This window comes from Rossellomorea sp. SC111 (assembly GCF_024733565.1).
Classification (GTDB): Bacteria; Bacillota; Bacilli; order Bacillales; family Bacillaceae_B; genus Rossellomorea.
Genome location: NZ_JANIOC010000006.1, coordinates 39,306 through 51,383, shown reverse-complemented (window position 1 = coordinate 51,383; position 12,078 = coordinate 39,306). Strand labels below are relative to the sequence as shown.

General features: G+C 43.5%; 13 protein-coding genes and 1 other annotated feature. All 13 genes read right to left on the bottom strand.

The genetic code is table 11. From position 1 onward, the window contains the following. Positions 1-7 precede the first annotated feature (7 nt). The 13 genes from NQ095_RS09255 to pgeF all read right to left on the bottom strand — a co-directional run bounded on the left by NQ095_RS09255 (position 8) and on the right by pgeF (position 12,058). A complete protein-coding gene (locus tag NQ095_RS09255; RefSeq protein ID WP_258263377.1) occupies positions 8-886 on the bottom strand; it encodes an aspartate carbamoyltransferase catalytic subunit in 879 nt (292 codons plus the stop codon). Between the two features lie 165 nt (positions 887-1,051). Continuing rightward, positions 1,052-2,380 carry a solute carrier family 23 protein gene (locus NQ095_RS09250; protein ID WP_258263204.1) on the bottom strand — a complete coding sequence of 443 codons (1,329 nt, stop codon included), beginning with the start codon at positions 2,378-2,380 and terminating at the stop codon, positions 1,052-1,054. A 149-nt stretch (positions 2,381-2,529) separates the two neighbouring features. Next, complete coding sequence (gene pyrR / locus NQ095_RS09245; protein WP_258263203.1) at positions 2,530-3,075, bottom strand: bifunctional pyr operon transcriptional regulator/uracil phosphoribosyltransferase PyrR; 546 nt, start codon at positions 3,073-3,075, stop codon at positions 2,530-2,532. 193 nt (positions 3,076-3,268) lie between these two features. Next, a complete protein-coding gene (locus NQ095_RS09240; protein ID WP_258263202.1) occupies positions 3,269-4,180 on the bottom strand; it encodes an RluA family pseudouridine synthase in 912 nt (303 codons plus the stop codon). Beyond that, a complete protein-coding gene (gene lspA, locus NQ095_RS09235) occupies positions 4,152-4,646 on the bottom strand; it encodes a signal peptidase II (protein WP_258263201.1) in 495 nt (164 codons plus the stop codon). The genes NQ095_RS09240 and lspA overlap by 29 nt, the downstream gene beginning before the upstream one ends. 108 nt (positions 4,647-4,754) lie before the next feature. Next, positions 4,755-5,036: a hypothetical protein gene (locus NQ095_RS09230; protein ID WP_258263200.1), complete on the bottom strand. Its 282-nt coding sequence runs from the start codon at positions 5,034-5,036 to the stop codon at positions 4,755-4,757. Positions 5,037-5,179: 143 nt separating this feature from the next. Further along, entirely contained in the window at positions 5,180-7,951 is a 2,772-nt protein-coding gene (ileS, locus tag NQ095_RS09225) for an isoleucine--tRNA ligase (protein WP_258263199.1), read from the bottom strand. A 116-nt stretch (positions 7,952-8,067) separates the two neighbouring features. Further along, positions 8,068-8,301, bottom strand: a binding site (T-box leader). A gap of 48 nt (positions 8,302-8,349) precedes the next feature. Further along, positions 8,350-8,865, bottom strand: a complete 516-nt coding sequence (locus NQ095_RS09220) for a DivIVA domain-containing protein (RefSeq protein WP_034755815.1) — start codon at positions 8,863-8,865, stop codon at positions 8,350-8,352. Between the two features lie 89 nt (positions 8,866-8,954). After that, complete coding sequence (locus tag NQ095_RS09215) at positions 8,955-9,725, bottom strand: YlmH family RNA-binding protein (RefSeq protein WP_258263198.1); 771 nt, start codon at positions 9,723-9,725, stop codon at positions 8,955-8,957. A gap of 103 nt (positions 9,726-9,828) precedes the next feature. Next, complete coding sequence (locus NQ095_RS09210; RefSeq protein ID WP_258263197.1) at positions 9,829-10,092, bottom strand: YggT family protein; 264 nt, start codon at positions 10,090-10,092, stop codon at positions 9,829-9,831. Positions 10,093-10,100: 8 nt separating this feature from the next. Next, positions 10,101-10,544, bottom strand: coding sequence for a cell division protein SepF (locus NQ095_RS09205; protein WP_060669857.1), 444 nt, complete (start codon positions 10,542-10,544; stop codon positions 10,101-10,103). A 16-nt stretch (positions 10,545-10,560) separates the two neighbouring features. After that, entirely contained in the window at positions 10,561-11,235 is a 675-nt protein-coding gene (locus NQ095_RS09200; protein ID WP_258263196.1) for a YggS family pyridoxal phosphate-dependent enzyme, read from the bottom strand. Positions 11,236-11,239: 4 nt separating this feature from the next. Further along, entirely contained in the window at positions 11,240-12,058 is an 819-nt protein-coding gene (gene pgeF / locus NQ095_RS09195) for a peptidoglycan editing factor PgeF (protein WP_258263195.1), read from the bottom strand. Positions 12,059-12,078 lie beyond the last annotated feature (20 nt).

Genomic DNA, 12,078 nt, shown 5'->3' with positions numbered 1-12,078 from the left:
CCCCTAGTCAGTTGATTTCGAGTGCTCTTTTTAAAACGGCCATTCTCACGTATACTCCATTTTCCATCTGAGTAAAGATTCTTGATTGCTCACATTCAACCAACGAGTCGGCTATTTCCACCCCTCGATTGACAGGTGCGGGATGAAGGATGATACCGGATGGTTTCATCCTGGCTCTCCTTGATTCCGTCAGTCCGAAGCGTTCATGGTATGCCTCTTTCGTCAGGATCGATGTACTCTCGTGACGTTCATGCTGGATACGGAGAAGCATGATGACATCAGAATCGGTTATACATTCATCTATAGGCAAATAGTGCTTTTGGTCCGTAGATGGGAACCATTCCTTCGGACCGGAGAAAAAGACTTCTGCACCGAGTTTCGTCAAGGCCTCAGCATTGGACCTGGCGACCCTGCTATGGGCGATATCTCCGATGATGGATACCTTGATTCCCTCGAATCGGCCAAACTCCTGATGGATGGTCAACAGATCTAACAGACATTGGGTGGGATGATTTCCACACCCATCTCCACCGTTGATCACACTTATGTTAAGAGGGGTCAGCTGGTCAAAGTAGCGTTCAAGAGAATGACGGATGACGACCGTATCGACTCCTATGCTTTCTAATGTTTTCACCGTATCATACAAGCTTTCACCTTTTTGGATGCTTGATGTTTGGGCTTCGAAGGGAATGACTTCAAGACCAAGTTTCCTTTCTGCCATTTCAAAGCTGCATTTTGTACGTGTACTTGCTTCGAAGAAAAGATTCGCAGCGTATTTCTTTGTCCCGCACTCCCAGCTTTCACCCTTTTGAAAACGCTCCGCCTGTTCCAGTATTTGAATGATTTCTTCCTTTGATAAGTCATTCATCGTCAACAAGTTCTTCATCATGAGACAACCCTTTCCTCTCTTCTCTTCCAAAAAAACACCCTGTCATCTTCCCGACAGGGTGTTTTTGAACATACTGACACTGACAGCGCGGAAAAACCCCGCATGTCTTGTTCAAATACACCCTTCTTAGACTCTCTGGACCATGTTAAAAGGTGTTTCTATTTACGCAACATCATGCTTTGTGTTTTCTTCTTGGAATAAATTGTTCTCTCCTTCACTCTCTTCCCTGCCCGGCAGGACAAGGTTCAGGAATACCCCAACGATCGCCGCAAGGGCCATTCCCGATAGAGAGACCTGCTCGTTGATCTTTACAAATGCCCCTCCGACCCCGATTACAAGGATGACACTCGAGATGACTAAATTACGCTTGTTTCCTAAATCCACTTTGTTATCGATCAACATACGGAGTCCACTTGAAGCGATGATTCCGAAAAGCAAGATGGAAACCCCACCCATGACCGCCGAAGGGATCGAACCGATCAAGGCCGTTATCTTGCCTACAAATCCGAACATGATGGCAAGTACAGCCGCCCCGCCGATGACAAAGACGCTGAACACCCGTGTAATGGCAAGCACTCCGATGTTTTCGCCATACGTTGTATTTGGCGGTCCGCCCAGGAAGGAGGCGATCACAGTCGCTACCCCGTCCCCCAGGATGGAGCGGTGAAGACCCGGTTTTTCAATGAAATTTCGTCCTACGACTTTACTTAATACCATCTGGTCCCCCGTATGTTCTGCCAGGGTCACCAGTGCAACCGGGACCATGATGGATACGATTTCCCAAGAGAAGCTCGGCGTGTAGTCGACAAACGGGACAAAGAAGTCCGGCATTTGGAAGAAGGGAGCATCGATTACCTGCTGAAAATCCACCAGCCCTGCGAAAACCGCGATGACATATCCTCCGATAATACCAGCGAGAATCGGGACCATCCCGAGAAATCCTCTGAAGTAAATCGAACAGATGACCGTGATTCCCAATGTGGCAAGTGCCACCATGAAGTGCGTGTTACTGTAAACCAATTGTTCTGCTCCAGGATTTTCATACATGGCCATATTGACGGCCGTTCCGGCAAGACCTAATCCGATCACCATGATGACCGGCCCTACCACAACCGGAGGAAGGATCCTGACAAGCCATTTCAATCCAAGCTTTGATATAAGCAGCGCGACGATTCCGTATACAATCCCTGCAAGGAAGCTTCCCATCATGGCAGCCTCCGGACCTCCCAGGCTCTTGGCAGCCAGGATCGGAGCGATGAAAGCGAATGACGACCCCAGGTAAGCAGGGATCCTCCCCTTCGTGATCAGGAGATAGGCAAGTGTTCCGAGTCCGCTTGAGATCAGAGCAACACCCGGGCTTAATCCCACAAGGAATGGAACCAGCACCGTTGCCCCGAACATGGCGAATAGATGTTGTATGCTAAGTGTAATCCACTTTCCTATATTAGGTACTTCTTCTACGTCTAACACGACTTGTTGATTTTGATTCATGTTTGTTTCCTCCTCCAATACCCATTTTTATCCATTAAAAAAACCCTCTTTGTCCTGAAGAGGGCACAAAGAGGGTATAAGAAGGCCAGATTCCACCTTCATTCCCATCCTTTGTCAGCCTCTCTGGACCGCTATTAAAAGGACTTCCGTTATTCTTTTTCGTGTATGGCAACGATGTCTTCTTGATCGACTTCTGATAATGCAACCATGATTTTTTCAGAGCTTGATGTCGGAATATTCTTCCCGACATAATCTGCCCTTATCGGTAATTCCCTATGTCCACGGTCAACCAGTACAGCCAGTTGAATCTGACTTGGCCTGCCGAGATCCATTAAGGCATCCAAGCCCGCCCGGACCGTCCTTCCGGTGAATAAGACATCATCCACCAAAATGACTTTCTTGTTTGTAATATCCACCGGAAGGTCAGAACCCTTCACTTCTGGTTCGTGATCGGCTGTTTTCGTTGTTAAATCATCACGGTAAAGGGTGATGTCTATTTCTCCGACCGGGATTTCTTCTCCTTCAATCGCATGGATCCGCTCGGCTAATCGGTTGGCGATATAAATGCCCCTTGTTTTAATTCCAACAAGGACGCAATCTTCAATTCCTTTGTTTCGTTCGATGATTTCATGGGCTATCCGCGTGAGTGCCCTTCGAATGGCGGGTTGATCCAGTACCGTTGCTTTCTTTGTCATTTTCGCCACCTCATTTTCATTTATTCTAATAAAAAATCCCTCTCACCGTAGAGATGAGAGGGCACACTTATCGTTATGATCTGATTGCACGCCAAAGAATTTTGGTCGTACACTGCTCCTTCTCAGCCTCACGGGACCGTATTAAAGGTTACTTATTCAATTAGTACAATCATAAGGGTCAGGTCGAAATTTGTCAACGGTTATTTTCAAGATGCTTAATCAATTTAGAGAATTCTTCGGGTAACTCCGCATGAAACTCCATATATTCTTCCGTTCTTGGATGAACAAACCCAAGCACTCCGGCATGAAGGGCCTGTCCTTCAATGCTCAACGTCTTTCGCGGGCCGTATTTCGGGTCCCCCGCCAGCGGGAAGCCGATGTATTTCATATGGACACGGATCTGATGGGTTCTTCCTGTCTCTAATTCACATTCAACGAGTGTGAAATCTTTATATCGGTCCAACACTTTGAAATGCGTGACCGCTTGTTTGCCATTATCCACGACAGCCATACTCTGACGGTCTTTAGGATCCCTGCCGATCGGGGCATCGATCGTCCCGTATTCGTGGGGGATCAGGCCATGTACGATGGCTGTATATTTTCTTGTTACGGACTTTGCTACAAGCTGATTCACCAAATGCTCGTGAGCCATGTCATTTTTCGCTACCATCAGTAATCCCGATGTATCCTTATCTATACGGTGGACAATCCCTGGTCGCAAAACGCCGTTGATACCTGACAGGTCCTTACAGTGATGCATCAATCCGTTCACCATTGTTCCAGAATAATGACCCGGTGCAGGGTGGACGACCATACCTTTCGGCTTATTGACGACGATAACATCCCCGTCTTCATAGGCAATCTCAAGATTAAGGTCTTCCGGCTCTACATCCAATTCTTCCGGTTCCGGGATCGATACAGTGATGACTGCATTCAATGGACACTTAAAGTTAGGTTTGACCGCTTCTTCATTTACTTTAATATGGCCATCTTTAATCCATTGTTGAACCTGGGAACGGGACCAATCCTTGTTCAACTGACTTACGACCTTATCGATTCGTTCTCCCTGGTTTTCCTCAAGTATGTTGTGCTGAATTACTTCCATTTTTGTTCTCCTTCTTTGCTTTTCGTTCGTCTAAATACATATAAATCAGTAATAGTGCTACTCCGATGGTTAATGCTGCATCGGCAATATTAAAAATCGGGAAATCATAGGAAAAGATGTATGTATTTAAGAAATCGACCACTTCTTTTCTGAAGACACGGTCAATAAAGTTTCCGATTGCACCGCCTAGCATGAAAGCAAGGCTCAGACTAAACAATGAATGCCCTTTTGCATGGACTTGCATATAATACACGATACCTACAATCACTATTAAAGTAATAATGTAAAAAAACCACATCTGTCCTTGGAGTATTCCCCATGCTGCACCTTGATTACGATGAGAAGTAAGATAAAAGACATTATCTATGATCGAGATGCTTTCTCCCTCGGTCATTTTTCTAACAACCAACCATTTTGTTAATTGATCCAGTCCAATTACAACCAAAGCCACTAAATAATAATACACAAAGGCAACCTCCGAACATCTTTAAATGATTACCTTTGCATTTTAGCATAAAAGGGGAAATAAAGACACTTAAACTGGAGAAGAACGATGGAAACGAGGGAGAGCAACCTATGAATAGGATGAGATCTTTCCAAACCTTCTCCATTCGAATGCATCTTCGATCGTCGTACAGGTTGGGTTCATCACCATGTAATCAAAAGGGATTTCCTGCCCGCTCAATTCACAATATCCGTATTGATTATCCCGGACACGACTCAGTGCCTGTTTCACCTCGGTGATTTCTTCGTCTATATACCTTTGGATTAAAGGGTGTTGAGATTGACTTGCTTCAAGCTCTTTCAAGGATTGTTTAAGCTCTTCTACAATGGATGTGTATCGGTCATATGTCATCTTGATCCCTCCATTTATAGTATGGGGGAATTGACCCTGAATATTGTGTTGCAAGATATAGCAATTATGGAATTTGAAAGGCGTTAGTATAAAGACAAAAAAAAGGGACCTGCCAAATGACAGGTCACCCCTTAATGTTTCCACTATGCCAGATGAGAATAGCTTTCTTTCACAACAGATGCACAGCGTGTGCAAAGTGTTGGATGATCTTTATCCTCTCCTACTGTTGTTGTCACGATCCAACAGCGGTCACATGTTTCACCTTCAGCTTTTTCAACGACGATGTTGTTTTCACCAAGGCTTAACGCATGCTCCGGAGCCTCGTTCACCGCTCCGCCGATTTCAAAGGCTGAGACAATGAACAGTTGTTTTAAGTCTTCTTTGATCGAATCGAGTAAGCCTTTCGTTTCATCATTTACGTATAGGGTCACTTTAGCCGTCAATGACTTACCGATCACCTTTTGATTACGGGCTTCCTCAAGGGCTTTTAAAACATCATCTCTTAATTCTAAGAATGTGTTCCATTTTTTCTTCAATTCATCCGCATTTGCGAATTGTTGTACTTCAGGCATATCTGTCAGCTGGACACTTTCACCTTCTGCACCCGGGATATATGCCCAAACTTCATCTGCTGTATGAGAAAGGATCGGGGACATCAGTTTCGTAAGGGCCACCAGGCTTTCATACAATACGGTCTGAATCGCTCTGCGCTCATAGTGATTTTCTGACTCGATATAGAGAACATCCTTCGCAAAATCCAGGTAGAATGAACTTAAATCCAACGTACAGAAGTTATTGACTGCGTGATAGATGCTTGCGAATTCATATTTATCGTAAGAATTTTTCACATTCTTCACAAGATCATTCAGCTTTACGAGCATAAATTGATCCACTTCTCTTAATTCATCAAAGGATACCGCATCTGTTTCAGGGTTAAAGTCAGAAAGGTTCCCCAACAAGAAACGATAGGTATTACGAATCTTCCTATAGACTTCAGCCACCTGTTTCAAGATTGGATCAGATACTCGAACATCTGCCTGATAGTCAACAGACGCTACCCAAAGACGAAGGATATCTGCTCCAAGCTGTTTCATTACCTTTTCTGGTACAACGACGTTCCCTAATGATTTACTCATCTTTCTTCCATCACCGTCAAGAGCGAATCCGTGACTTAACACGCCCTTGTATGGAGCTTTACCCGTTACGGCTACGCCAGTCGTCAATGAAGAGTTGAACCAGCCTCGATACTGGTCGGATCCTTCCAAATAAAGGTCTGCAGGACGCTGCAAGTCATCTCTTTCCTCAAGAACAGCCTGATGGGAAGATCCTGAATCGAACCAAACGTCCATGATGTCCTGTTCTTTCGTGAATTTCCCATTCGGACTACCTTCGTGAGTAAACCCTTCAGGTAAAAGATCTTTTGCTTCTTTTTCAAACCAAATGTTTGATCCATGATCACGGAAAAGCTTAGACACATGATCGATCGTCTCATCTGTAATGATCTCCTGACCATTTTCAGCATAGAATACCGGGATGGGAACTCCCCATGCACGTTGACGGGAAATACACCAGTCTCCACGGTCTCTGACCATATTGTAAAGACGTGTTTCTCCCCATGCGGGAATCCATTTTGTATCATTTACCGCTTGAAGTAATTCTTTGCGGAATTTATCGATGGATGCAAACCATTGTGCTGTCGCTCTATAAATAACCGGCTTTTTCGTGCGCCAGTCATGTGGGTAAGAGTGAGTGATGAAGTTTAATTTCAGTAATGCCCCCGCTTCCTGAAGCTTTTCTGTGATTGGTTTATTGGCCTTATCATAGAATAAGCCTTCAAACCCCGGAGCTTCTGAAGTCATAACCCCTTTATCGTCGACCGGACATAAAACATCCAATCCATATTTCTTCCCTACAAGGAAGTCATCCTCCCCGTGCCCTGGAGCTGTATGAACACAGCCGGTACCTGAATCAGTCGTCACATGCTCACCAAGGACTACAAGGGAGTCACGATCGTAAAGGGGATGTTTTGCTACGATATGTTCGAGCTCTTCCCCCTTGACCTTTTTAACTACAGAATGGTTATCCCATTCAAGATTCTCTGCGACCTCTTCAAGCAAGTCTTCGGCTACGACATAGCTGTTTTCATTCACATTTACAACGACATAATTCAAGTCTGCATGTACGGCAATCCCAAGGTTCGCAGGGATCGTCCATGGTGTCGTCGTCCAGATCACAAGTTGGGTTCCTTCTTCAAGGACATCCTTCCCTTCTGTAACGGCAAAACCTACATAAATGGACGGGGAACGCTTATCCTGATACTCGATTTCTGCTTCGGCAAGGGCTGATTCACTTGATGGTGACCAATAGACCGGCTTTTTCCCTTTGTAGATATAACCCTTTTTCGCCATATCACCGAACACTTTGATTTGCTGAGCTTCATACTCAGGTTTTAAAGTGATATACGGGTTTTCCCAATCGCCCCGTACACCTAATTGCTTAAATTGCTTACGTTGATTATCCACCTGCTCATAAGCATATTCTTCACATAATCTACGGAACTCGGCGATTGTCATTTCTTTACGCTTCACGCCTTTATTCGTTAACGCCTGCTCAATAGGCAATCCGTGAGTGTCCCAACCTGGAACATATGGGGCATGAAAACCGCTCATGGATTTATAGCGTACGATAAAGTCTTTCAGGATCTTATTCAATGCGTGACCCATATGAATATTCCCATTGGCATATGGAGGTCCATCGTGAAGGACGAATAAAGGACGATCACTCGTTCTTTCCTGTACCTTTTGATAGATGTCCATCTCTTCCCACTTTTTCTGTGTATCCGGCTCACGCTTCGGTAAGTTCCCTCTCATCGGGAATTCCGTTTTCGGCATGAGTAATGTATCTTTATATTCCATGAAATCATCCTCCTAATCGTTTCTCTTAATTGCCATCATTTCTATATCCTTCATTTCTTAATCAGGCAGGGTGAACTTTCCTTTTTCAAGAAATAAAAAAAGCTTTCTCATCCCTGAATAGGGACGAGAAAGCCTTTCCCGCGGTACCACCCTCATAAAGACCGGTAAGGGTCTTCACTTGTTGATTCGTAACGTGAATAAATCGCCACTCATTACTCTTTTAAGAGGAATTTCATGAGCAGGGCTCGAGGGTGATCTTCCGTGCTTCTTTCCTTGTCGGGCTCCCACCATCCCCGACTCGCTAGAAAGGATTCATCATAAGTACGTACTGTCCCTGTCTTTGCCTATTAATACAATTAAGATTGTTGTTCAATTATATGAAAATATTGCTCTTTTCGTCAAGACAATGTCTCTTCTTCTTTTAAAGTTTTTAAATCCGTTGCATCCAAATCGAATTCCATTAACTGATCCCAGTCATTTGTATCAAGAAGATCAAGCTGCGCTTCGATCAACATTTTGAAACGGGTACGGAACACCTTTGACTGCTTCTTGAGTTCTTCTATCTCAATGGCGATCTTTCGGGCTTTAGAAAGTGATTCATTAACGATGCGATCTGCATTCTTCTCTGCTTCCTTAATGATCAGCTTAGACTCTTTCATTGCATTCCGCTTGACTTCTTCCCCTGCTTCTTGAGCAATGACGATTGACTTGTTTAGCGTTTCCTCGATGCTTGTAAAATGACCTAAACGTTCATTCAATGAGTTTAAACGTTCTTCCGTTTCCTTCTTCTCACGAATCAGAATTTCGTAATCCTTGATAATCTGATCTAAAAATTCGTTAACCTCATCCTCATCATAACCGCGAAAGCCACGACTAAATTCTTTATTATGTATGTCTAATGGCGTTAAAGGCATGGGAGCCACCTCCAGTACTTGGTGAATTACATATTTATTATAACTAAAGTTTCGACAGTATGTGGGAGAATTCCTTTATTTTTCTTAAATTATTTAAGAATCCCCACAGAGATTCGCCATTTATCCCGTTTTGTTCTTCCTTCTATGGACAATAACTTACTTCTTCCAAATCCTCGGGCGGATAGAACATCGGAAGCTTCGACTTCAAAAGAGGGATTCTCAACCGCTTTCCAATTGACTTTGACATGGCCGCTTTTGATCAGGGTTTGAGCCTTTTGGCGGGAATCATTATAGATGGCTGCAAGTACGACGTCCAGCCTCAGTGAACTGACGGTAGTCGTTTTCTCCTGCCATTCTTCCAGACTTTCCATGCGTTCATCCAGTGGAATGGCGTTTAAAGAAATCTTGGCTTTCCCAATATGGGTCAGTTCCATAAGGACATAATCCGATATTTCATCGGCAAGCATCAGCTGAATGGTATCCTCCCCGGTCAGGATATCCCCGAACTTATCCCTTTTTAACCCTAGTGACATCAAGGTCCCTAATACCTGTCTATGTTCTATTGTAACAAACTTCGAAGCGTACTGTATTTCAAATAACCTTATTCCAAAATCTTCTTCCGTTGGCTGAAAATAAGGGGGATACAATAATGCTCGTTTGCGTTCTGAATTTTCAGGATAAAAAGATAGGATGATTTCATCGTTATGACCAATGACGGACTCGACAATATGCTGCTGTCTCGGGTCCAAAAAGTCCGTACGTTTCGCCGTATATTGATCTTCCACTGTCTGCTTCCACTCAAGTACCGCATCTACAAAATCTTTTTCATCCGGCCTGAAATGTTGATAAATTGAAGACATACTTTCACCCTCTCTGTGTTTTACCCAAAATAAAAGGACCGAAACTGTTTGACCGGTTTCAGTCCTTTATCGACATCTATCCTTATCATAATCATAGTACTGATTAAATAAGCCATCTAAATATTTGATACAAACCCGATTGAGCCAGATTCAGCACAATGAAAGCCACAATCGGCGAAATATCAATCATACCGATCGATGGTACAAAACGTCTGAATGGTTCTAAATACGGTTCACAGATCCTTGCAAGGAACTGTCCGATCGACGTCTCTCTGGCATTCGGGAACCAGGACATTAAAATATAAATGATTAACGCCCAGGAATATATTTGGATTAGTTTAGACAAAATTTCATAAAGCATTACCATAATTTACATTACCACCTCGAGTCTGATAAATCTTCCTCTTTTAAGAACTCAGAAATATTTCCGCTCACTTCAACATTGTCAGGTGTGCATAGAAAAATATTATCGCCTACACGCTGAATATCGCCACCGATTGCATACACCGTCCCGCTGAGAAAGTCCACAATTCGCTTCGCCTGGTCATGCTGTATCCTCTGAAGGTTTACAAGGACTGAGCGTCGATTCTTTAGATGGTCCGCTATTTCCTGTGCCTCTGCATATACCCTTGGTTCTACAAGGATCATCTTAGAAGATTTCTGGACACTCTGAAGGCTTACAACATTTTGTTTTGAATTTGAAAGCTGCGACTTCATGGGCTTTTTCTCCTCGTATTCTTCTTCATACTTTTCTTCTTCATATTCGTATTCATCTTCATCCAGCAAAAAGAACGTTTTAAACTTTGACTTAATACCCATTTGTATTCATCCCCTCTCAGTCATTTCCAACTAATGCTGTTCCAATACGAATAAATGTGGCACCCTCTTCAATTGCAATCACATAATCGTTGCTCATGCCCATGGATAATTCCGTACATGGGGCATATGAAAGATTATGTGAACGGATTTCTTCCTGAATCGATTTCAACTGCCTGAAACAAGATCTTAAGTAAGGTTCATCATCCGTATGGGGAGCCATCGTCATCAATCCTACGACTTTAATATTGGATAATTCTTTTAAACTGCCGACAAATCCTTTTACTTCATCAGGAGAAATACCATGTTTGGATCCTTCTCCAGAAACATTCACTTGAACGAAACAAGACACAGGCTTATCCGCTCTTTTATGAATTTCTTTCGCTAGTGACAGACGATCCAGGGAGTGTATGTATGATACTTTATCAATGATGTTTTTGACCTTCCTTGATTGCAGGGAACCGATGAAATGCCACCGGGCCTTGTCCCCTAAAACGTCCCACTTAGAGATCAGGCCATCATCCCGGTTTTCCCCTAAGTGGAGAAGTCCTGCTTCAACTGCCTCTTCCGCGCGGTCGATGGAAACGTATTTCGTTACCGCGACAATATTTACGTCTTCTGCCCTTCTTCCACTGCGTTCACAGGCAAGTTGGATGTTTTCATTGATGTGTTGAATATTTTCAGATACCTTCATCTTATTACTCCTTCCAGCCAATATAACTCATTATCCTTCCCGTTTCTCCACCATCTCTTCTATAAGAGAAAAATTCATCGTGACAGGACGAACAAAAACTGGAAGTATGAATTTGATCGGAATGTAAGCCGGACTGAACCAAGAGCTGGCGATTTAACTTCTTCAGATCAAGATTGTACTGTCCCTCTTCCTTTAAATTATAGGGTAAGTTGTTTTCATCTTCTAGTGTTTTTTTCACTTTATCAATCACATAATCATCCACAATATAGCAGCCTTTACATATGGAAGGTCCTATAATCACTTCTAAAGAAGATATTGAGGAACCTCGCCTGATAAAAGCATCGACCATTTTCGGTCCTATTTCAAGGACCGTCCCCTTCCATCCGGCATGTGCCAGCCCGATTGTTCCAGTCGCCCTGTCCAGGAAATAAAGGGGGACACAATCTGCATAACACATCGTTAACAGAAGGTTTCTTTCCTCTGTCAAGAATCCATCGGTATCTTTAATGCTGCTAAAATAGTTCTCTGCACCTTTTCCTCTGTCTCCAGAGTCCACATAAGAGATATTCTTCCCATGTGTCTGTTCAGCAGCCACAAAGCGATCAAGAGGCATATTGAGACCGGATGCCAGGAGTTTCCGATTATGAATGACTGATGCTTCCTTATCTCCTACATGAAGGCCCATATTGAATGAATGAAAAGGTCCTTCACTTATTCCGCCACGATTTGTGGTTATGCCCGCTACCAGTTTCGGGTTTTCCTTTGTCCATTTTCCAATGGAGTAATATGAGTTTGACTCTGATTTAAAAGGCTCTTTCGACACGGTGAATCTCCCTCGTTTTT